Here is a 20152-nt window from a genome sequence, read left to right as displayed (position 1 = left end):
GCGCAACGCCCGTGTTGCGACCATGGTGCGCGCGATTCCACGACTGGGCGACGGAAGCAGGCGGCCAATGATCTTTGTCGAAAACGGACCGGGGGGAGAGGCCGCGCTCTTCGACGGCGCGACGGCCCTGATCCGGGCCGATGCCCCGAGCGAGGTTGACGCGGCACTCACCGCGCTTGACCGCGCCCAGCGTAACGGGCTCTGGGCGGCAGGATTTGCCTCTTATGAGCTTGGCTATGCGCTTGAACCCCGCCTCGCGCCCCTGATGCCCGAGAGCCGCCGCCTGCCGCTTCTGCAGTTCGGCCTTTATGAGCGCCCCGGCGATCCCGCGCCCTTCCTGGCACGTTCGGCGCAGGAGGCGCCCACGGCGAATCTAGACACCCTGCAGCCCATGTGGACCGCGCCGGAACATGCGGAGGCCTTGCACCGCATCCTCGACTATATCGCGGCGGGCGACATCTATCAGGCCAACCTGACGATGGCAGTCGAGGCGCGCTGGTCGGGCACGCCCGCGGGGCTTTACGGCGCGCTGCGGGCCCGTCAGCCGGTCGCCCATGGTGCCTTCCTCGAAATGGAGTGCGTGCCGCCAATCCTGTCGCGCTCGCCCGAACTCTTCTTCGCGACCGGCGCAGATGGCCGAATCGAGACCCGGCCGATGAAGGGCACCGCGCCGCGCGCCTCGAACCCCGCCCATGATGCCGCGCTCAGGATGGACTTGCAGGCGAGTATCAAGAATCGCGCGGAAAACCTTATGATCGTTGATCTTTTGCGCAACGATATCTCCCGCGTCTGCCGTGCGGGCAGCGTAAAGGTGCCGCAGCTATTCGCCATCGAAAGCTATGCGACCGTTCATCAAATGGTCAGCCATGTCACCGGCGAATTGCTGCCCGGAACGACCCCCAGTGCAATCTTCCGCGCGCTTTTCCCCTGTGGCTCGATCACCGGCGCGCCGAAGATCCGGGCGATGGAGATCATACACGAACTAGAGGCCGGCCCGCGCGGCATCTATTGCGGCTCTATAGGCTGGATCGCGCCGGATGGGTCTTCAAGCTTCAATGTATCGATCCGGACGCTTATGCTCGACGGTGACCGGGCACGGTTCGGGGTCGGCGGCGGGATCGTGGCGGATTCAACCGCCGCCAGCGAATATGAGGAGGCTTTGTGGAAGGCACGCTTCGCGATCCTGCGCTGAGGCTGATAGAGACCTTCCGCTGGGACGGTGCAGCCTTAGTCCGGCTGGAAGCGCATCTGGCCCGCGCCCGCGCTTCGGCCATGGCTCTCGGCTTTTCCTGGAAAACGGACGAGGTTGACCATGCGCTCGCCACCGTCAGCGGTCCCTCGCCGCAGCGCGTCCGACTGACCATCGGCCGCAACGGGGATGCAGACTTGACCGCTGCCCCGCTGCCGCCCGCTGCGAGCAAGTGGCGGATCGCGATCCATGCCGAGCCGATTGACGAACGACACCCGGCACGGGGTCACAAGACCACAGACCGCGCGCTCTATGACCAAGCCCGCGCAGCCCTGCCCGAGGGCGTGGATGAATATCTCTTTCTGAACCGTCGGGGCGAGCTGGCGGAAGGCACGATCACCAACCTCTTCGCCGATCTCGGTGACGGTCTGGTGACCCCGCCTCTCGCTTCCGGCTGCCTTCCGGGCGTGTTGCGCGCGGAACTTTTGGCCTCGGGTCAGGCGCGAGAGGCGGCGCTGACGCCAGACATGCTGAAGAGCGCGCGGCTCTGGGTCGGCAATTCGCTGCGCGGGCTTATCCCCGGATCTCTCTGAGCGCGTCAAGCCGGGTTTCAAGCCGCCGGAAGTGCTCCTCTAGCTGGCGCTGGCGCATGTCGTCGAGCTTTTCATGCAGGCTCAGGATTTCCAACTCGGCCTTCAGGTTGACCTCGTAATCGTGCCCCGCCACCTCGCGGTCCTTGGCGGCCTGACGATTCTGGCTCATCATGATAACCGGCGCCTGGATGGCGGCGATCATCGACAGGATCAGGTTGAGAAACACGAACGGATAGGGGTCGGCAGGTGCCGTCATCAGCCAGACGTTCGAGGCGACCCAGCCAAGGATCAGCGCGGCGAAGAGGAAGATGAAGGTCCAGGAACCGCCGAAGGCCGCCACCCTGTCGGCGACGCGCTGGCCGAGCGTCAGATCGCTGCGGAAGGTCTCATTGATGTTGCGCGAGATTGCGGCACGCGCCGCGATGCGCCTCAGGACCCGCTGTTCGCGCTCCGGCAGATCGTCATAGCCTGCGCTAAGCAACTTTGCCGCCAACTCACGTACGCGCTCGTCCATGTTGCGCTCCATAATGCAGGCCGGGGGCTCTGCCCCCGGACCCCCGAGGTATTTGCGCCAAGATGATATATGGCACTTCAATGAGGCACAAATATCCTCAGGGACCAGCCCCCGCGCTACCTCTGGGCAGAGGCCCAGCGCCCGTTCAGCCAGGGCGCGGAATTGGCGGGCGCCAGCATGCCCTTGCCAAGAATATGGTCGGCAGCCTTTTCGCCCGTCATGATCGATGGGGCGTTCAGGTTACCGTTCGTCACGCGCGGGAAGATCGAACTGTCGGCAACCCGCAGGCCTTCGACCCCGATCACCCGGCATTCGGCGTCGACAACCGCCATCGGGTCGTCACGCCGGCCCATGCGGGCGGTGCCGCAGGGGTGGTATGCGCTTTCGGCGTGTTCACGGATGAAGCTGTCTATCTCTTCATCCGACTGGTATTTTGCGCCCGGCTGAATTTCGTGTTTCACGAAGGGCTCGAACGCCGCCTGCCCGAAGATCTCGCGCGTCAACCGCACGCATTTGCGGAAATCGGCCCAATCATCGGGATGCGACATGTAGTTGAAGAAGATGCGCGGGCTTTCGCGCGGATCAGCAGACTTCAGCGTCACCGCTCCACGCGATTTCGACCGCATCGGGCCGACATGGGCCTGGAAACCATGACCCTCCGCCGCAACCTTGCCGTCATAGCGCACGGCGATTGGCAGGAAGTGATACTGGATGTCGGGATAATCGACACCCTTGTCCGACCGGATGAAGGCGCAGCTTTCGAACTGGTTCGAGGCGCCAAGCCCCTTGCCGGTGAAGAGCCACTGCGCCCCGATCACCGCCTTGCCCCAGAGGTTCCAGTATTTGTAGAGCGTGATCGGCTGTTTCGAGGCGAATTGCATATAGATTTCAAGGTGATCCTGCAGATTCGCCCCGACACCCGGCCGGTCGGCGACCACATCGATTCCGTGCTCTTTGAGATGCGCGGCACCGCCGATGCCCGACAGCATCAGGAGTTTCGGCGTGTTGATCGAGGAAGCGGCGAGAATGACCTCGACGCCCGCGCGGATCACCTCGACCTGCCCGCCGCGTTCGACCTCGACACCGACGGCGCGGCCATTCTCGATCACCACCTTGCGGGCGAAGGCGCGGATCAACTCGCAATTGGAGCGCTTCAGCGCCGGTTTCAGGTAGGCGTTTGCCGCCGACCAGCGCCGGCCCTTGTAGATCGTCGCCTCCATTGGCCCAAAGCCTTCCTGCTTCTCGCCGTTATAGTCGCCCGTCACCTCGTAGCCTGCCTGCTGCCCGGCCTCGACGAAGGCATGGAACAGCGGGTTGGACCGCGGGCCGCGCGTTACGTGCAGCGGCCCGTTCGTCCCGCGAAACTCATTCGGGGCGCCGCCGTGCCAGGTCTCCATCCGCCGGAAGTAGGGCAGCACGTCGGCATAGGACCAGCCTTGCGCGCCCTGGTCGGCCCAATGGTCGAAATCCTTCGCGTGCCCCCGCACGAAGACCATGCCGTTGATCGAGGACGACCCGCCCACCACCTTGCCGCGCGGCGTCGCAAGCGTGCGGCCGCCGAGGTGCGGCTCCGGCTCGGTCCGGAAACCCCAGTCGTACATCGACATGTTCATTGGATAGGAGAGTGCCGCCGGCATCTGGATGAAGGGCCCAGCATCGGTGCCACCATGTTCGATGACGATCACGCGCTTGCCCGCTTCCGACAGCCGGTAGGCCATCGCGCAGCCTGCCGACCCCGCCCCCACGATCACATAGTCGGCCGTCATCTTGCTCTTCCATCTTCCGGGGCCGCGCGGGTGAGCGCGACGAACGTTTCAAAGGCGATATTGCCGCCAGAGGCGACGAGAAGGACTGTCTTGCCCTTTGCAGGCAACTGACCTGCGAGAAGCGCAGCGATGGATGCGGCACCAGACGGTTCCAGCACCAGCTTCGCCTGTTCGAAGGCTGCGATCATCGCCCTGCTGACGGAAGCGTCATCAACAGCGCAGCCCTTTACGCCTGCGGATTGCGCAGCGGCGAAGGGGGATGCGCCGGGCGCGGTCGCCTGCAGGGCATCGCAGATGCTGCGCGCGCCCGGCGCCACCCGGCCGACCGCAGCCGCCGTCAGCGACCGGCCCATGCCGTCAAATCCCTCCGGCTCCACCGTCCAGATGTCGGCCCCGGGGCAGGCACCGCGCACCGCAAGCGCAATGCCCGCGATCAGCCCGCCGCCACCCGTCGGCGCCGCCACGAGGTCGGGCGCCGTGCATACCTCTGCCATCTGTTCCAGCGCCTCGACGGCAACCCCCGCCTGTCCGGCGACCACAGCCGGGTCGTCGAACGGGTGAAGCAGCGTCAGGCCCTGTTCCCCGGCCAGTTGCCGGGCAAGCGCGGAGGCCACTTCCTCGCGCGGGCGATCGCCGTGGTGCGACAGGACCACGCGCGCGCCAAACCCTTCGGTCGCGCGGCGCTTCACCTCTGGCGCATCCTCCGGCATCACGATGGTGACCGGCACGCCCGCGGCCCGGCCCGCGGCTGCAAGGCCTTGCGCGAAATTGCCCGAGGAAAAGGCGATAACGCCCTGCTTTCGCTCGATTTCACTTAGCTGGGCCAGGCGCCAGGTCGCGCCACGGATCTTGAAGGATCCGGCTTTCTGCAGGCTTTCCGCCTTCACGAACACCCGCGCCGCGCCAGATGCCTCGGCAAATGCCGGGACCTCGATCAGCGGGGTTCTGATCGTGGTCTGCCGGGTCAGCGCATAGGCGCGGGCGATGTCGGCGGGGGTCGGGATCATTACCAGGGCGCCTCGACCGAGCCAAGGTTCACGTAGACCGACTTCACCTGCGTGTAATGCTCGACGGCGGCCTTGGAATTCTCGCGCCCGACACCCGACAGCTTTGCGCCGCCGAACGGCCCCTCGACCGGCGTCAGATTATAGGCGTTGATCCAGCAGGAGCCTGCCTGAAGCTCTGCCACCACCCGGTGGCCACGCGCGAGATCGGCGGTGAACACCCCGGCGGCGAGGCCGAATTCGGTGGCGTTTGCCCGTGCGATCACCTCTTCCTCGGTCTCGAAATCGAGAACCGCCATGACGGGCCCAAAAATCTCCTCCCGCGCGATGGTCATCCCGTCGGTCACATCGGCGAAGACCGTCGGCGCGACGAAAGCGCCATTACCCGGCCCGGCGCGGTGACCGCCGGTTAGAAGACGCGCGCCTTCGGCCTGGCCCGCCGCGACATAGCCCAGAACTTTCTCAAGCTGCGCAGCAGAGACAAGCGGCCCCATCTGCGTTTCCGGGTCGCGCGGATCGCCAAGGCGGATCGCTTCGGTCCGTTCCTTCAGCCGCTTCAGGAACCGATCCTTGATGCCTTTCTGCACGAAGACGCGGGTACCGTTCGAACAGACCTGCCCCGAGGAATAGAAGTTCCCCAGCATTGCGCCGCCCACCGCATTCTCGACGTCGGCGTCATCGAAGACGATCAAGGGCGACTTACCGCCCAGCTCCATCGTCACATGGCGGATACCCTCGGCCGCCATTTGATAGACCTTGCGACCGGTAGGCACCGAGCCAGTGAGCGATACCTTCGCCACGCGCGGGTCGGTCACAAGCGCGGCGCCCACAGTCCCCCTGCCCTGCACCACATTGAACAGCCCGGGCGGCAGGCCCGCCTCGATGAAGATCTCGGCGATCTTCAACGCGCAAAGCGGCGTCACTTCGGACGGTTTGAAGATCATCGCATTGCCCAGCGCCAGTGCGGGTGCCGCTTTCCAGCAGGCGATCTGGGTCGGGTAGTTCCAGGCGCCGATCCCCACGCAGACGCCCAGGGGTTCGCGAATCGTATAAAGGAAATCGCGGCCCAGGGGCACGGTTTCACCGGTGACGGTCGGGGCCAGCCCCGCGAAATACTCCAGCGCGTCGGCGCCTGACGTTGCATCGGCCACCGTGGTTTCCTGAATCGGTTTGCCGGTGTCGAGCGTTTCCAGTTCTGACAGCGCCTGATTGCGGTCGCGGATGATCCCGGCCGCGTGGCTGAGAATGCGCGCGCGTTCGACGGGCTTCATCCTGCCCCAGGCCTTCTGCGCGCGTTCAGCCGAGGCGAGTGCCTTTTCGACTACGGCAGGCGTCGCCTCATGCACGCGGGCGATCACCTCTCCCGTCGCCGGGAAGGTCACATCAATCGCGGCGCCCGCCGCGTCTTCAAGGTAGGCGCCGTCGACGAAGTGGCTTGCCCGAGGTTGTGCGATCATTCTGTCCGGTCCAGTTCCAAGGTGAGATATTGGAGCGCCATTGCGGCCGCCGCCGCGCCATCGGGCGTCGCCTGCTGTTTCAGCGCCTCGCGGATATAGACCCCATCGATCATCGCAGCGGTCCCCCGCGCCACCTCTTCGGCTCGGTCGCCGACGATCTGCCTGAGGTCATAGACAAGGTTCGTATGCAGCCGCGCCTGATAGACCCGGAGCAGCCGCTTGGCTTCCGGCACGGTCTGGGCGAGGACGTAGAAATTCAGCCAGGCGCCGATCACCTCGCGCCGGAAGTTCACGGCCGTGAAGCTCGCCTTTAGAATCGCCGTCAGTCGCGCCCGCGGACCCTCGGCCATGGCGAGCGCCCCCCGGACCTCGGCGCCATAAAGGCTGAGGATATGGCGCATCGCGGCAAGGAATATCTGTTCCTTCGAGCCGAAATAGTGGTGCGCCAGCGCCGAGGACATGCCCGCGCGCTTGGCGATCTGGCTGACCGTGACGTCGAGCGACCCGGTGCGGCCGATCTCGAGGATCGTGGCCTTCACCAGCGCCGCCTTGCGAATCGGCTCCATTCCAACTTTCGGCATGATCTGCCCTTTCGGTACGAGGGGATGCGAGTACAAGAGCGGTTATTGACTCGTCAATCAAGAAAAAACTGGCAGGCCGAGTCAACCGGCTTTGCACCCTTCCGATCTTCCGCTAGCCTGAGCACCGACACAACTCTGTCACAGGGGCTGTCACGGCGGCTGTCACAGGGCTGTCGCAGGGGGCGACTTGCACGGCGCAAGAAAATGCGCTCGCGCGAGAATCCTCTTGCTTACGTAAGGGACGATGATGTTAATTGACTCATCAATCAAGAATACTAGGGAGGCTGCCATGAAACTTCGTTCCATTCTGCTTGCGTCCGCAGCGCTGGCATTCGCGTCGCAGGCGTCGGCGGAAGGCTGCGACAAGGTCGTGTTCTCGGATGTCGGCTGGACCGACATCACCGCTACGACCGCCGTCACAACAACGATTCTCGAAGCGCTCGGCTACGAGACCGAGACCAAGGTTCTGTCGGTGCCGGTGACCTATACCGGCCTTGCCGAAGGCGATATCGACGTATTCCTTGGCAACTGGATGCCGACGATGGAGGCAGACATCGCCCCCTACCGCGATGCGGGCACGGTCGAAACCGTGCGCGTTAATCTCGTCGGCGCGAAATACACGCTTGCCACCAACGAGGCTGGCGCGGCGCTGGGGATCGACGATTTCTCGAAGATCGCGGCCAACAAGGATGCGCTGGAAGGCCAGATTTACGGGATCGAGCCGGGCAATGACGGCAACCGCCTGATCATCGACATGATCGCGGCGAACACGTTCGACCTCGACGGGTTCGAAGTGATCGAAAGCTCGGAACAGGGCATGCTGGCCGAAGTGGCCAAGCACAACGGCGACGGCAAACCGATCGTTTTCCTCGGCTGGGAACCCCATCCGATGAACGCCAACTTCAAGATGACCTATTTGTCGGGCGGCGACGACATCTTCGGGCCGAACTTCGGCGGGGCGGAAGTGGCAACGAACGTGCGCGCGGGCTATGTGGCCGAATGCCCCAACCAGGGCAAGCTTCTGCAGAACCTCGAATTCACGCTGGCCATGGAAAACGAGATCATGGGCGCGATCCTCAATGACGGCGCCGATCCGATGGATGCCGCCAAGGCCTGGCTCGGCGCCAATGCCGATGTGCTTGGCCCCTGGCTCGACGGCGTGACGACCAAGGACGGCGGCGATGCGATGGCAGCGGTGACGGCGGCGCTGCAATAAGTGGCCTCGGCCCCTGATCAATCAGATGCCCGGCGGCAGCGAAGCTTCGCTGCCGCCTTTCAAACGCCAACAAAGCGAAGGGGAGCGCGATGGACTGGCTCGAACAGCTGTGGCTGGCCGACTACAAACTTCCGGTCGGCAAGATATCGAAGACGGCATTCGACTGGCTGAAGGAGAATTTCAGCTGGTTCTTCGATTTCCTCGCGGACACGATGGAACTGCTGATCAAGGGCATCCTCTGGTGCCTTGAAACGCCGCATCCGCTGATCATCGTGGCGCTCGCTGTCGCGCTCACCTGGTATCTGCAGCGCAACTGGAAGATCTGCCTGTTCGTCCTCTTCGGTTTCCTCTTCATCCTCAATCAGGGCTACTGGGACGAAACCGCCGAGAGCCTCACGCTGATCCTCGCCTCCTGCGTCGTCTGCATGGGACTTGGCGTGCCGATCGGCATTGCTGCCGCCCACCGGCCGAGGCTCTATACGGCGATGCAGCCGATCCTCGACCTGATGCAGACGCTGCCGACCTTCGTCTATCTGATCCCCGCGATCGTCTTCTTCGGCCTCGGCATGGTGCCGGGCCTGATCGCGACCGTGATCTTCGTGCTGCCCGCCCCGATCCGCCTGACCCATCTCGGCGTCTCGAACACACCCGCCGCGCTCACCGAGGCGCTGACCGCCTTCGGGGCCACCAAGCGCCAGGTTTTGTGGAAGGCCGAACTGCCCTACGCTTTCCCGCAGATCATGGCCGGGCTGAACCAGACCATCATGCTCTCGCTCTCGATGGTCGTGATTGCCGCGCTCGTCGGCGCAAACGGCCTTGGCGTGCCGGTTGTCCGCGCGCTCAATTCCGTCAATACCGCGCTCGGCTTTGAATCGGGCTTTGTGATCGTGGTCGTGGCCATCGTGCTCGACCGGATGCTGCGCAAGGGGAATGCGTGATGGCCAAGGACCTGCAAACACCCGAGATCGCGGTCGAATTCAACAAGGTCAACATCGTCTTCGGCAATGAGCCCGGTAAGGCCCTGCCCCTGATGGACAAGGGCATGAGCCGGTCGGAGATACAGAAAGCGACCGGCCAGATCCTTGGCGTTCACGATTGTTCGCTGACCGTGGCGCGCGGCGAGATTCTCGTGCTGATGGGCCTTTCCGGCTCAGGCAAGTCGACGCTCCTGCGCGCGGTCAACGGGTTGAACCCGGTCTGTCGGGGCGCAGTGACCGTCCATGACGGCGACTGGAGCTGCGAGGTCGGTGGCGCCAACCGTGAGGACCTGCTGAAAGTCCGGCGCGAATGCGTGGCAATGGTCTTCCAGCAGTTCGGCCTGTTGCCGTGGCGAACGGTTCGGGAAAACGTCGGCCTGGGGCTGGAGCTTGCAGGCCAGACGCCTTCCCAGATGCGGGAACGGGTCGACCAGCAACTTGCCCTCGTCGGCCTTTCCGAACGGGCCGACGCTAAGGTGGGCGAACTTTCCGGCGGCATGCAGCAGCGCGTGGGCCTCGCCCGCGCCTTCGTCACCGATGCGCCGATCCTCTTGATGGACGAGCCTTTCTCCGCCCTCGATCCGCTGATCCGCACCCGTCTGCAAGACGAGCTTCTGGAGTTGCAGGCGAAACTCCACCGCACGATCATCTTCGTCAGCCACGATCTGGACGAGGCCTTCAAGATCGGCAACCGGATCGCGCTGATGGAGGGAGGGCGGATCGTGCAATGCGGCACCGCGCGCGAGATCATCGCCAATCCGGTCTCGGACTATGTGGCGGATTTCGTCAATCACATGAACCCGCTCTCGGTGCTGACCGCACGCGACGCGATCGAACCCACGCCGAACAGCACGCCCACGACCGGACAGTGCGACATCGACACGCCGATCAAGGATGTGATGGCGCGGCTGAAGGACGAAACGCGCGCGCTTGAGGTGACAGATCACGGCAAGGTCGTGGGCCAGGTGTCGCGCAAGACGGTAATCGCCCGGCTCCTCGACCCGCGCGGTTGAGAGTCAGACCCTTTCGGCACCGGCGGGCGGGGTCACGCCCGCCCGTGCAATTTGCGCCTCGCGCCAGCTCATGTAGCTGATCGCGCCGATGATGATCGCCCCGCCGAGAAGCACATACGGGTCAACCCGCTCGCCGAAAGCGAAGAAACCCAGAAGCGTCGCCCAAACGAGTTGAAGGAATATCACCGGCTGCGTGACACTGACCGGCGCCACGGCGAAGGCGCGGGCCATGAAATAATGGCCGAGCGTCGCGAACAAGGCCACGACCGCCAGCGCGGCCAACTGAGCGAGTGTCGGCGTGACCCAGGCCCAAAGAGCAAAGGGCGCAAGGCCAAGCGCGACCGACACTGACAGAAGCGCCACCAGCGCCCCGGCGGGCAAAACCGCCGAAAGCCGCTTGGCGACAATGTAGGACAGGCCGAAGAAAGTGGCGGCCCCCACCTGCGCCAGGTGGCCGGGCGCAAGCTCGCGCAGCCCCGGCCTGAGCACGATCAGCGCCCCGACGAGTGCGACGGCTATCGCCATGATCCGCCGCGCGGCGATCGGCTCGCCCAGCAGCAGCGCCGCCCCCGCCGTCACCACGATCGGGCTCAGATAACCGATCGCCGTCACATCGGCGATCGGAATGCGCGCCATGGCATAGAACCACAGGATGACAGCCACCGTATGCAGGCCACCGCGCAGGGCGATCATCCTCAGCGCCCCCTTGGGCAATCCCGCCCGCAGGACGCGCCAGAGCGGTACCGCCAGAAAAACCAGCCCGTAGAGAAAACGGATGAAGGCGCTTTCCGCCGAAGGCAGTGCCGTACCCAGATGATGGACGGTGCCGTTGACCGCAACAAAGCTCAGCCCGCTCAGCACCATCCAGAGGATACCCGCCAGAGGCGCCTGTCTTTCCGCTATCGTCATCCGACCACCCTGCTCGTCCGGCCGAGCCAGACCAGATCAGGCGCGGGAACACAAGCTCAGCCGAAGGCGATCCCCCAGGCGAGCGACCACATCAGCGCCCCCACGAAAAGATCGAGCACCACCCAGGCGCGCGGGCGCGCGAAGACCGGCGCCAGAAGCCGCGCCCCGTAACCGAGCGAGAAGAAAAAGGCGAAGGACGAGGCCGCCGCGCCGAGGCCGAAGGCCAGCGTCCGACCGGGATATTGCGCGGCGATGGAGCCGATCAGCACCACCGTATCGAGATAGACATGCGGATTGAGCCAGGTGACCGCCGCGATCATTGCCAGCACACGGCCCAGCGGCGGCGGCGCGCCTTCGGCCGCGCGCAAGGCTTCCCCGCCCCGGAACGCTGCCCAGAAGGACCGCGCGCCGTACCACAGAAGAAAGGCAACCCCGCTCCAGCGCAACGCAGGCGCGAGCCATGGCAGCCGTGCCGAGGCGAAGGAAAAGCCCGAAACGCCCGCCGCTATCAGAGCGGCGTCCGAAGCGGCGCAAAACAGGCAAACCGCGAACACATGTTCGCGCCTCAGGCCCTGCCGCAGAACCATGGCATTCTGCGCCCCGATGGCGAGGATTAGGCCAAGCCCCAGCCGGAACCCGGCGAAAGCCGCCTCAATCATGGCTCAAGGCCACGAGCGCGGCCATCGCGTCGTCGCGCCTGTCCCATTGCAGGAAAAGATGGTCGTGAAAGAGGCCCGCCACGACATTGGCGCTGATGCCCTCACGCGCGAGCGCGGAGGCAAAGGCAGCCGTCAGGCCGACAGCCGAAAGGTCGGAATGGACGCTCAGCGATATCCGCGCCCAGCCGGCTTCATGGCGGATATCATGCCGGACCAGATCGGCAACCGGCGCGACGATGGTCAGCCCTTCCTCCTCCGCCACCGTTGCAAAGGGCACCAGTCCCGCTGGCAACGGCGTGTCGGGTGCGAGCTGCCCATAGCCATATTCCTCTGCATGCAGCACCGGGCGCATCCCGCTCAACAGCCGCTCCAGGGATGTTTCGCATTTCATCCTTCGCCCCTCTCTTGCTTGATGCCCGACGGAATAGGGCCAGGATAAGCTCAGTACTACTTAATTTAAATAACATCTGTTAAGCAGCTCTAATGATTGATCCCGACCAACTCGCCACCCTCGCCGCGATCCTGCGCACCGGCTCTTTTGAAGGCGCGGCACGGGCGCTGAATGTGACGCCCTCGGCGATCTCGCAGCGCCTGCGCGCGCTCGAAGAAAGGCTTGGCACGATCCTGGTGCTGCGCACCCAGCCCGCGCAGGCAACCGAGGCGGGCCAAAGGCTCGCCCGCCATGCCGACGATCTGGCGCTTCTCGAAAACACGCTGATGCGCGACCTCGGTCTCGGCGGCGACCGCACCAGACCAACCGTGCGGATCGCCGTCAATGCCGACAGCCTCGCCACCTGGGTCCTGCCCGCGCTGGCGGCGACACCCGATCTGCTCTTCGATCTGGTGATCGACGATCAGGACCATTCGGCGGAACTTCTCAGGCGCGGCGAGGTTGCCGCCGCGCTCACCGCTGCCTCCAACCCGGTGCAGGGCGCCACCGCGCATGCAATCGGCGCGCTCGCCTACCGCGCCACCTGCGCCCCGGCTTTCCGCGACTGCTGGTTTCCGGGCGGAATAACCGCCGACACGCTCTCCCGCGCCCCCGCGCTCACCTTCAACAGCAAAGACCGGCTACAGGCCGACTGGGCACAGGCGCTCACCGGCAGGCCGGTCACCCTCCCCACACATCACATCGCCTCGAGCCACGCCTTTGTCGAAGCCGCTCTCCTCGGCCTCGGCTGGGGCATGAACCCCGAACATCTGATCGCAGACCACCTCGCCCGCGGAGCCCTCGTCGATCTTGCCCCGGACCACCCGCTTCTGACGCCTCTCCACTGGCAGGTGAGCCGCCTGCATGCGACGCTCCTCGCGCCGCTTACAGCAGCCGTCCGCCGGGCCGCCAAAGCCGCCCTAACCCCGGCCTGAGCCGCCGAAAATCCTCGTCCCACGTTCTGTCCCGAAATACTCCGGGGGAGCGCGAGGGGGCAGCGCCCCCTCGCACGGGTCGGCCGGGCGAAGCCCGGACGACATCTCAAAGCGCTGCGGCGACCTCGTCGGGCACGTCGAAATTATGGGTCACGGTCTGGACGTCATCGTCCTCTTCCAGAAGATCGATCAGCTTCATCAGCTTCTCGGCCGTCTCCAGATCGACCTCGGTCCGTGACTGCGGCTTCCAGACGAGCTTGGCCTCCTCGCTCTCGCCCAGCGCCTTTTCCAGCACCTCGGTCACGTCGCTGAGCGCATCGGCGTCGCAATAGATCCAGTGGCCCTCTTCATCGCTCTCGACGTCATTGGCGCCTGCATCGAGCGCCGCCATCATCACCGTATCGGCATCGCCCGCCTCGGGTTTGAAGCTGACTTCCCCCACACGGTCGAAGGAATGGGAAACCGAGCCGGTCTGGCCAAGGTTGCCACCGCATTTGGTGAAATAGGACCGCACGTTCGAGGCGGTTCGGTTGAGGTTATCCGTCATCGCCTCGACGATGATCGCGATCCCGTTCACGCCATAGCCCTCATAGCGGATCTCGGTGTAATCTGCCGCATCGCCGCCCATGGACTTCTTGATCGCCCGCTCGATCACGTCCTTCGGCATCGACTGGGCTTTCGCCGCCTTCACCGCCAGCCTCAGGCGCGGGTTCTTCTCTGGGTCAGGGTCGCCCATCTTGGCGGAGACGGTGATCTCCTTTGCCAGTTTCGAGAACATCTTCGAGCGCGCCGCATCCTGCTTGCCCTTGCGATGCTGGATATTGGCCCATTTGGAATGGCCTGCCATGACCTTCTCCGACAGATAGCTGGTTTGGCGCCTCTATAGGCAGGCGCCCTGCAACCCGCAACCCCGGGGCAGTCAGTGCCTGTCGTCGCGCCCGAGCGACGGCGGCGTGCGGAACCGGGTCACCCGGCCACGCCCATCGGTGATCGTCACCACCGCATAGGGCGAGACGGCGGCACCGAGCAGAGGCTCGAGATAATTGCGCTTGCGGACCACGACCTGCCAGTCAGCGGCATGCGGGCAGCCTTCCAGCCGTCCCGCGCCACCGGTCTGGCCAACGTCGGCGCGGCAGGTCACGCCGTTCGGAAAATAGACCGTCAACCGCTCGCCCCCCAGCCAAACCCGCTCCGGCACCGGCGTCGCACTGGCCGGAAGCGCAATGAGCGAGAGAAGAAAGGCGAATGCGATCCGCATGTCACTACCCCTGCAAAGGCCAGACCCAGGCGATCATCAGGATCGCCGTGATCCCTGTCACAATATCGAGCGGTATGCCCATCCGCAGGAAGTCTGTGAACTTGTAGCCGCCCGGCCCGTAGACCATCATATGGGTCTGATAACCGATCGGCGTCGCGAACGCCACCGAAGCCGAGAACATCACGGCGACGGCGAAGGGCCGCGGGTCAAGCCCGAGCGTCAGCGCGAGATGCATCGCGATCGGCGTAAAGATCACGGCGACCGCATTGTTTGACAGGAACTCAGTCAGGAGCAGGCCCAGGAAATAGACAATCGCCAACGTGGCGAGCGGCGGCAGATGCTGGATATGGGGCGAGATCGCATCGACGATCAGCCGGACCGCGCCGGAACTGTCCAGCCCCTCGCCCACCGCGAGCATGCCAAAGATCATCGCCAGAAGCCGCCCATCGATGGCGTGCAGCGCCTCGTCGGGATCAACCGCGCGCGTGACCAGAAGGAAGGTCACGGCGAGCATCGCCAATACGAGGATCGGCGCGACATCCAGGGCGGCAAGCGCAACGACCGCCGCCAGCCCGCCGATGGCCAGTGGCATGTGGCTGCGCCGGTAGGGTTTGGCCGAAGGTTTCGACACATCGACAAGGTCCACGTCGCTCGCCAGTCTCTGGATATCTTCCGCCGCGCCTTCCAAGAGGAGCGTGTCACCCACCTGCACCATCAGATCGTCAAGCTGGCGGCCGATATTCTGGTTGCGGCGGTGGACAGCGAGCACATAGACGCCGTAGCGGCGGCGCAGGCGCAACTCGCCCAGCGTGCGGCCGATCAGCCGGCAACCGGGCGTGATCAGCACCTCGACCGTCTCGGTCTCGACCGACGACAGCTTGTCGACCAGTCGTACATCCTTGCGCTGCTGAAGATGCAGAAGCTCGGCCATTTCGGTGCGCAGGACCACCCGGTCGCCCTCGCGGAGGTCAACCGATGCAAGGTCGCGCCTCAGCGAAGCATCGCCCCTCAGCACGTCCACAAGCCGCACGCCGTCGCGCTTGAATATCTCGACCTCGGTGACCCGCCGCCCGATCAGACCGGACTCTTCCGGCACCGCGACCTCGGTGAAGAACTTCACCTTGCGCCGGTCGCCGAGAAGAACCCCCATCGACTGCCGCTCAGGCACCAGCCGCCGGGCGAAAATTGCCATGAAAATCGCGCCGACCAGCGTTACAGCCAGACCCACCGGCGCGATCTCGAATATCGAGAAGGGGGTCATCCCCTGCTTCTGCACAACGCCGTCCACAAGGATGTTGGTCGATGTGCCGATGAGGGTGATCATGCCGCCGAGCACAGTGAAATAGGATAGCGGCATCAGGAAGCGCGAGGGCGAAACCCCGAGCTTCTTTGCCACCTGCATGAAGATCGGGATCATCACCGCCACCACGGGAGTGTTGTTCATGAAGGCCGAGCCGACGATCACTACGAGATAGAGGAGGACGATGGTCCGTGCCGGATGATCCTCGACATGGCGCTCGGCGATATTGGTGATCGCCTGAAGCGCACCGGTGCGCATCAGCGCCCCCATGAGCATGAACATGAAGGCGATGGTCCAGGGCGCGGAATTCGACAGGGTTTTCGTCGCCTCGTCGATCGGCAGGATGCCGAGGACGATCATCAGCGCCGCCCCCGCCATCGCCACCACTTCTGGCGCGAACTTCTCGCTGAGGAAGAGCGCGAACATCACCGCGACGATCCCGAGCGCGAGCCAGGCCTGCACCGTGTCCAGAAATTCGAAAGGCAGCATTCTATCCCCAGCGCGGAGCCGCTTGCGGGCCCCATCGGGCCGAGCCATCGCACGCCCGGCGCCCCCGATCAAGCTTTCTGAGCCTGTCACAAGGCTTTAGCGGACTGCGCGGCGCAGATCCGGCGCAACGATAGTCCGGCAATCCCGGGGATTCTCAGTCCGGCATCGCGGGCGAGAGACGCCCGCCCAAACGGATCATCCTGACCTTGGTGGCTTTGCCGGAACGGTCGTCCGTTTCGACGAAAACGCCCGAAAGCGTCGCCTCGCCCTCGGCCGGAGTGAAGCGCTCCTTGCCCATGCCGGTCACGAAGCGCCGCATCGGCTCCAGCTTCTGCATGCCGATGACCGAATCGTAGTCGCCGCACATGCCGGCATCGGTCAGATAGGCGGTACCGCTGGTGAGGATCTGTGCGTCGGCGGTCGGCACATGGGTGTGGGTGCCGACCACAAGGCTTGCCCGCCCGTCGCACCAATGGCCCATACCCATCTTCTCGCTTGTGGCTTCGGCATGGATGTCGATCACCACCGCCTGCGCAAGCCCGCCCAGAGGATGGGCCTTCAGCACGGTATCGATGGCCGAGAAGGGATCGTCGAAGGGCCGTTTCATGAAGACCTGCCCCAGCGCCTGCGCCACAAGTACCTTGCGCCCGCCCGGCGCATCGAACAGCCGCGCGCCGCGCCCGGGCGCGTTCTTGGCGTAGTTCAGGGGCCGGAGTATGCGCGGCTCGCTTTCGATGTAGGACAGCATGTCCTTCTGATCGAACGCGTGATCACCAAGGGTCAGACAATCCACGCCCGCCGCCAGTAGGCTCTTGGCATGGTCGGGCGTGATCCCGGCACCGCCGGTCGCATTCTCGCCATTCACCACCACGAAATCGAGCCGCCAGTCGGAGCGCAGGCCGGGCAGCCGATCGGTGATCGCCTTGCGGCCGGTCCGGCCCATCACATCGCCAAGAAACAGAATGCGCATATGTCCTGCCTATGCGTCCAACCGGGCCAGCGCAAGCCCCCGAAACCGGCGCGAAAAGCACGGTCTCTGGCGGGATTTCGCCTGTCGATTGCAAAAAGGTTGACGCGAGGTTTCGCCGCCGCCTAGCCTACGATTGGGTTGTTGCGGGCCAAGGGCCCGGTGGGAGGGGTAATGAGCGCTGTGGGACGCCTTGTTCAGGCTGGTCTGTTTGTTGCGATGAGCGCGCTTGGCGCTTCGGCCGCGACGATGAATTTCGTTACATTGCCCGACGAGGGCGCGCAGCTCGGCAGTTACAGCGAAAACGGTATCGTCGCGACCGCGCTCGGCGGCGCCCTTGCTTATGAGGGTACTCCCGGTTTTGCCCATCTCGATGATTCCGGTACCGGCCTTGCCTACGGGATCGACTTCACGATGGGCGGCCTCTTCGATGCGGTGGAGTTCTCGCTCACGTCGCTCGGTTACGATTTCTGGGACCCTCCCGGGCCACTGTCGGACAATCTGATCGTCACCGGCTTCAACGGATCGTCGGTCGTCAGCATGGCGGGCTTCATCCTGAGCGACGTCTTCGGTGCGACCCAGACCTTCACGCTGGGACCCGCCTTCTCGGGCCTTACCTCGTTGCGGATCGAGCTGATCTATCCAACCAACAGTGCCTCCTGTGGCGCGCCCTGCGGGCATCTGGACCTTGATTATGTGACGCTGAACGGACCTTCGGCGGTGCCGCTGCCCGCGTCGGGCCTCATGCTCGTCGCGGCCGGGTTCGGCCTCGGCGCGCTGCGGCTCCGCCGCCGTGCCTGACGGCGAGCAGGTCCCGGCCGCTCTTCTGCCCTCGCAGGCGTCATCGCAGATTGGTCAGCCGCCAGTCACGGCGATGACTTCGGTCTCGGTCACGATCAGGTCGAGCTTTTGATCCGTCGGCTCGGTCGGCACCACGCCCACCTCCTGCGCCGCGAAAGCGAAGCCGATGGCGGTGACAGGACCGCGCGCGCGCAGTCCTTCCAGCGTCCGGTCGTAGAAACCACCGCCATAGCCCAGCCGGTAGCCGCGCCGGTCGAAGGCCAGGAGGGGCACGATCAGCACTGCGGGAACGAGTTCCACCCCGCCCTCCGGGATCAGCGCCTTGAAGGCCCCTTCGACCATGCGGGCGCCGGGGGTCCATTGGTGGAAGCGCAAGGGCTGCGCCGCACCGGGGATGACCGGCACCGCGACCCGTCCGCCCGCTGCGTGATGGGCGGACATGGCGGGCAGGCAGTCGATTTCGGTCCGCATCGGCATGTAACCCGACAGTACCTTGCCGCGATGGGCCTGAAGCACATCGGTCAGAAGGACCGCATCGCTAGGCAACCGCGCCGCGAAGGCGACCTTGCGCCGCGCGAAAGCCTCGTTTCGCGCGGCTGTCTTGATGTCCGTCAGAGTCATAGCAGGATCAGGCTCGCCAGTCCGAGGAAGGTGAAGAACCCCACGACATCCGTCGTGGTGGTCACGAATGTCCCCGATGCCAAAGCAGGATCGAAATCAAACTTCTCAAGCGTAAGCGGCACAAGAACGCCCGCAAGCGCCGCGACCAGCTGATTGATGATCATCGCGGCACCGACAACACCGCCCAGCATCCACGATCCATAGATCGCATAGCCGACCACACCCATCACGCCCGCGAAAATGAGGCCGTTCAGCATGCCCACGACCGCCTCGCGCCGGACGACGCGTGCGGCATTGGCACCGGTAAGGTCCTTGGTCGCCAGTGCCCGAACCGCGACGGTCAGCGACTGGGTTGCCGCCGTGCCGCCCATCGAGGCCACGACCGGCATCAGCGCGGCAAGCGCCACCAAGGCCTCGATCGTTCCGGAAAACTGCGCGATGACGAGGGCGGCAATGTTGGCGGTCAGAAGGTTGATCAGAAGCCAGGGCACCCGCTGGCGCAAGGTCTCGACCACGCCGTCCGAGATCGAGCTTTCCTCGCCCACGCCAGCCAAGAGCAGCACATCTTCCTCGTGCTCCTCGTCCAGAACCGCCATCGCATCGTCGATGGTGATGACGCCGACCAGCCGTTCATGCTCATCAACGACCGGCGCCGAGATCAGGTGATACTGATTGAAGGCATAGGCGACGTCGCCCTCGTCCTCCATCACCGAAATGGTGCGGAAACTGTCCTCGACAATCTCCTTCATCGGCGTCGCACGTTTCGACGACAGGATCTTGCCGAGCGTCACATAGCCGGTCGGATGCCAGCGAGGATCGACGAGGATCACATGATAGAACTGGTCCGGCAGTTCCGCCTCGCCGCGCAGGAAGTCGATGGCCTGGCCGACCGTCCAGTCCTCGGGCGCGGTCACCACCTCGCGCTGCATGAGGCGGCCGGCAGAATATTCCGGATAGGTCAGTGATTGCTCGACCGCCGCCCGGTCGCTGTCTTCCAGCGCCTCGAGAATGCGTTCCTGCTGCGGCTCTTCCAGATCCTCGATCAGGTCGACGACATCGTCGCTGTCGAGTTCGCGGACCGCCTCGGTCAGGACCTCGTGCGGCAGGGCCGCGATCACTTCCTCACGGATCGCCTCGTCAAGCTCCGACAGGATCTCGCCGTCGATGCCACGCGACCAGAGCGACAGAAGCTGCGCCCGTTCGCCAGACCCGATCTGTTCAAAAAGGTCAGCAATATCGGCGGCATGCAGGGGTTCCATCAGCCCTTCGATGGCCGCCGCATCACCCGCCTCGACCGCATCAAGGATCGCCTCGACCGTCTCGGGGTCGAGCGCATAATCCTCCTCCTCGCGGTCCTCGACCGCCGGGCCTTTCTGATGCTCGTCCAGGCTCATCCATCCCCCGCCGAATTACCGCGACCTTATCGGAAGCACTTTCAAAGAAACAGGGGCAAAGGGCGGATTCCCTCAGGCC

General features: G+C 64.7%; 21 protein-coding genes. 7 read left to right on the top strand and 14 right to left on the bottom strand.

Annotated features, from left to right (window positions below; all coding sequences use genetic code 11):
• Positions 1-67: 67 nt before the first annotated feature.
• On the top strand, positions 68-1192 hold the full coding sequence (locus OU426_RS10780) for an aminodeoxychorismate synthase component I (protein WP_267633989.1): 1125 nt from the start codon (positions 68-70) through the stop codon (positions 1190-1192).
• The gene (locus tag OU426_RS10775) at positions 1162-1782 is read left to right on the top strand and encodes an aminotransferase class IV family protein (protein WP_267633988.1); all 621 of its coding nucleotides are present in this window, start codon (positions 1162-1164) and stop codon (positions 1780-1782) included. The genes OU426_RS10780 and OU426_RS10775 overlap by 31 nt, the downstream gene beginning before the upstream one ends.
• Here the strand turns inward: OU426_RS10775 and OU426_RS10770 are convergent.
• From OU426_RS10770 to betI, 5 genes are all read right to left on the bottom strand, one after another.
• A complete protein-coding gene (locus OU426_RS10770) occupies positions 1763-2296 on the bottom strand; it encodes a DUF1003 domain-containing protein (RefSeq protein ID WP_267633987.1) in 534 nt (177 codons plus the stop codon). The genes OU426_RS10775 and OU426_RS10770 overlap by 20 nt on opposite strands.
• A 116-nt stretch (positions 2297-2412) precedes the next feature.
• Positions 2413-4062: a choline dehydrogenase gene (betA, locus tag OU426_RS10765; protein WP_267633986.1), complete on the bottom strand. Its 1650-nt coding sequence runs from the start codon at positions 4060-4062 to the stop codon at positions 2413-2415.
• Positions 4059-5069 (bottom strand): pyridoxal-phosphate dependent enzyme, encoded by a 1011-nt coding sequence (locus OU426_RS10760; RefSeq protein ID WP_267633985.1) that lies wholly within the window; start codon positions 5067-5069, stop codon positions 4059-4061. Before OU426_RS10760 ends, betA begins: the two co-directional genes overlap by 4 nt.
• Positions 5069-6523: a betaine-aldehyde dehydrogenase gene (betB, locus tag OU426_RS10755; RefSeq protein WP_267633984.1), complete on the bottom strand. Its 1455-nt coding sequence runs from the start codon at positions 6521-6523 to the stop codon at positions 5069-5071. The genes OU426_RS10760 and betB overlap by 1 nt, the downstream gene beginning before the upstream one ends.
• Entirely contained in the window at positions 6520-7104 is a 585-nt protein-coding gene (gene betI / locus OU426_RS10750) for a choline-binding transcriptional repressor BetI (RefSeq protein WP_267633983.1), read from the bottom strand. The genes betB and betI overlap by 4 nt, the downstream gene beginning before the upstream one ends.
• A gap of 289 nt (positions 7105-7393) precedes the next feature.
• On the opposite strand from betI, the gene choX reads away from it, so the two are divergent.
• The 3 genes from choX (at position 7394) to choV (ending at position 10310) form a co-directional block, all read left to right on the top strand.
• Positions 7394-8320: a choline ABC transporter substrate-binding protein gene (choX, locus tag OU426_RS10745; protein WP_267633982.1), complete on the top strand. Its 927-nt coding sequence runs from the start codon at positions 7394-7396 to the stop codon at positions 8318-8320.
• 89 nt (positions 8321-8409) lie between these two features.
• The gene (gene choW, locus OU426_RS10740) at positions 8410-9258 is read left to right on the top strand and encodes a choline ABC transporter permease subunit (RefSeq protein WP_267633981.1); all 849 of its coding nucleotides are present in this window, start codon (positions 8410-8412) and stop codon (positions 9256-9258) included.
• Positions 9258-10310, top strand: a complete 1053-nt coding sequence (gene choV, locus OU426_RS10735; protein WP_267633980.1) for a choline ABC transporter ATP-binding protein — start codon at positions 9258-9260, stop codon at positions 10308-10310. Before choW ends, choV begins: the two co-directional genes overlap by 1 nt.
• Positions 10311-10313: 3 nt before the next feature.
• Here choV and OU426_RS10730 read toward each other — a convergent pair whose 3' ends face one another.
• The 3 genes from OU426_RS10730 to OU426_RS10720 are packed head-to-tail and all read right to left on the bottom strand — an operon-like array spanning position 10314 to position 12269.
• Positions 10314-11219: a DMT family transporter gene (locus OU426_RS10730; protein WP_267633979.1), complete on the bottom strand. Its 906-nt coding sequence runs from the start codon at positions 11217-11219 to the stop codon at positions 10314-10316.
• A gap of 56 nt (positions 11220-11275) precedes the next feature.
• Positions 11276-11878 (bottom strand): LysE/ArgO family amino acid transporter, encoded by a 603-nt coding sequence (locus OU426_RS10725; protein ID WP_267633978.1) that lies wholly within the window; start codon positions 11876-11878, stop codon positions 11276-11278.
• On the bottom strand, positions 11871-12269 hold the full coding sequence (locus OU426_RS10720) for an ACT domain-containing protein (RefSeq protein ID WP_267633977.1): 399 nt from the start codon (positions 12267-12269) through the stop codon (positions 11871-11873). Before OU426_RS10720 ends, OU426_RS10725 begins: the two co-directional genes overlap by 8 nt.
• 92 nt (positions 12270-12361) lie before the next feature.
• On the opposite strand from OU426_RS10720, the gene OU426_RS10715 reads away from it, so the two are divergent.
• Complete coding sequence (locus tag OU426_RS10715; RefSeq protein ID WP_267633976.1) at positions 12362-13243, top strand: LysR family transcriptional regulator ArgP; 882 nt, start codon at positions 12362-12364, stop codon at positions 13241-13243.
• 106 nt (positions 13244-13349) lie between these two features.
• On the opposite strand, the gene OU426_RS10710 is transcribed toward OU426_RS10715, so the two are convergent.
• The 4 genes from OU426_RS10710 to OU426_RS10695 all read right to left on the bottom strand — a co-directional run bounded on the left by OU426_RS10710 (position 13350) and on the right by OU426_RS10695 (position 17260).
• Positions 13350-14090, bottom strand: coding sequence for a YebC/PmpR family DNA-binding transcriptional regulator (locus tag OU426_RS10710; protein ID WP_267633975.1), 741 nt, complete (start codon positions 14088-14090; stop codon positions 13350-13352).
• A gap of 72 nt (positions 14091-14162) precedes the next feature.
• Positions 14163-14501 (bottom strand): hypothetical protein, encoded by a 339-nt coding sequence (locus tag OU426_RS10705; RefSeq protein WP_267633974.1) that lies wholly within the window; start codon positions 14499-14501, stop codon positions 14163-14165.
• Positions 14502-14505: 4 nt separating this feature from the next.
• Positions 14506-16290, bottom strand: a complete 1785-nt coding sequence (locus OU426_RS10700; RefSeq protein WP_267633973.1) for an SLC13 family permease — start codon at positions 16288-16290, stop codon at positions 14506-14508.
• Positions 16291-16444: 154 nt separating this feature from the next.
• Positions 16445-17260: a TIGR00282 family metallophosphoesterase gene (locus tag OU426_RS10695; protein ID WP_267633972.1), complete on the bottom strand. Its 816-nt coding sequence runs from the start codon at positions 17258-17260 to the stop codon at positions 16445-16447.
• Between the two features lie 171 nt (positions 17261-17431).
• Here OU426_RS10695 and OU426_RS10690 point away from each other — a divergent pair, with 171 nt between their 5' ends.
• Positions 17432-18058 (top strand): hypothetical protein, encoded by a 627-nt coding sequence (locus tag OU426_RS10690; protein ID WP_267633971.1) that lies wholly within the window; start codon positions 17432-17434, stop codon positions 18056-18058.
• A gap of 54 nt (positions 18059-18112) precedes the next feature.
• On the opposite strand, the gene OU426_RS10685 is transcribed toward OU426_RS10690, so the two are convergent.
• Entirely contained in the window at positions 18113-18679 is a 567-nt protein-coding gene (locus tag OU426_RS10685; protein WP_267633970.1) for a 5-formyltetrahydrofolate cyclo-ligase, read from the bottom strand.
• The gene (gene mgtE, locus OU426_RS10680; protein ID WP_267633969.1) at positions 18676-20073 is read right to left on the bottom strand and encodes a magnesium transporter; all 1398 of its coding nucleotides are present in this window, start codon (positions 20071-20073) and stop codon (positions 18676-18678) included. The genes OU426_RS10685 and mgtE overlap by 4 nt, the downstream gene beginning before the upstream one ends.
• Positions 20074-20152 lie beyond the last annotated feature (79 nt).

Origin of the sequence: Frigidibacter sp. RF13 (assembly GCF_026626305.1) — a bacterium.
Taxonomy (GTDB): domain Bacteria; phylum Pseudomonadota; class Alphaproteobacteria; order Rhodobacterales; family Rhodobacteraceae; genus TMP-24.
The sequence above is the reverse complement of the archived record's forward strand: the minus strand, read 5'-3'. Positions and strand labels throughout refer to the sequence as shown.

What these genes read in the sequence shown, in the direction of transcription:
- choX (WP_267633982.1), top strand. Translation starts at nt 7,394, where the DNA reads ATGAAACTTCGTTCCATTCTGCTTGCGTCCGCAGCGCTGGCATTCGCG.
- OU426_RS10690 (WP_267633971.1), top strand. Translation starts at nt 17,432, where the DNA reads ATGAGCGCTGTGGGACGCCTTGTTCAGGCTGGTCTGTTTGTTGCGATG.
- OU426_RS10710 (WP_267633975.1), bottom strand. Translation starts at nt 14,090, where the DNA reads ATGGCAGGCCATTCCAAATGGGCCAATATCCAGCATCGCAAGGGCAAG.
- betA (WP_267633986.1), bottom strand. Translation starts at nt 4,062, where the DNA reads ATGACGGCCGACTATGTGATCGTGGGGGCGGGGTCGGCAGGCTGCGCG.
- OU426_RS10725 (WP_267633978.1), bottom strand. Translation starts at nt 11,878, where the DNA reads ATGATTGAGGCGGCTTTCGCCGGGTTCCGGCTGGGGCTTGGCCTAATC.
- OU426_RS10760 (WP_267633985.1), bottom strand. Translation starts at nt 5,069, where the DNA reads ATGATCCCGACCCCCGCCGACATCGCCCGCGCCTATGCGCTGACCCGG.
- choV (WP_267633980.1), top strand. Translation starts at nt 9,258, where the DNA reads ATGGCCAAGGACCTGCAAACACCCGAGATCGCGGTCGAATTCAACAAG.
- choW (WP_267633981.1), top strand. Translation starts at nt 8,410, where the DNA reads ATGGACTGGCTCGAACAGCTGTGGCTGGCCGACTACAAACTTCCGGTC.
- OU426_RS10685 (WP_267633970.1), bottom strand. Translation starts at nt 18,679, where the DNA reads ATGACTCTGACGGACATCAAGACAGCCGCGCGAAACGAGGCTTTCGCG.
- betI (WP_267633983.1), bottom strand. Translation starts at nt 7,104, where the DNA reads ATGCCGAAAGTTGGAATGGAGCCGATTCGCAAGGCGGCGCTGGTGAAG.
- OU426_RS10695 (WP_267633972.1), bottom strand. Translation starts at nt 17,260, where the DNA reads ATGCGCATTCTGTTTCTTGGCGATGTGATGGGCCGGACCGGCCGCAAG.
- OU426_RS10715 (WP_267633976.1), top strand. Translation starts at nt 12,362, where the DNA reads ATGATTGATCCCGACCAACTCGCCACCCTCGCCGCGATCCTGCGCACC.
- betB (WP_267633984.1), bottom strand. Translation starts at nt 6,523, where the DNA reads ATGATCGCACAACCTCGGGCAAGCCACTTCGTCGACGGCGCCTACCTT.
- OU426_RS10705 (WP_267633974.1), bottom strand. Translation starts at nt 14,501, where the DNA reads ATGCGGATCGCATTCGCCTTTCTTCTCTCGCTCATTGCGCTTCCGGCC.
- OU426_RS10780 (WP_267633989.1), top strand. Translation starts at nt 68, where the DNA reads ATGATCTTTGTCGAAAACGGACCGGGGGGAGAGGCCGCGCTCTTCGAC.
- OU426_RS10730 (WP_267633979.1), bottom strand. Translation starts at nt 11,219, where the DNA reads ATGACGATAGCGGAAAGACAGGCGCCTCTGGCGGGTATCCTCTGGATG.
- mgtE (WP_267633969.1), bottom strand. Translation starts at nt 20,073, where the DNA reads ATGAGCCTGGACGAGCATCAGAAAGGCCCGGCGGTCGAGGACCGCGAG.
- OU426_RS10770 (WP_267633987.1), bottom strand. Translation starts at nt 2,296, where the DNA reads ATGGACGAGCGCGTACGTGAGTTGGCGGCAAAGTTGCTTAGCGCAGGC.
- OU426_RS10700 (WP_267633973.1), bottom strand. Translation starts at nt 16,290, where the DNA reads ATGCTGCCTTTCGAATTTCTGGACACGGTGCAGGCCTGGCTCGCGCTC.
- OU426_RS10720 (WP_267633977.1), bottom strand. Translation starts at nt 12,269, where the DNA reads ATGAAATGCGAAACATCCCTGGAGCGGCTGTTGAGCGGGATGCGCCCG.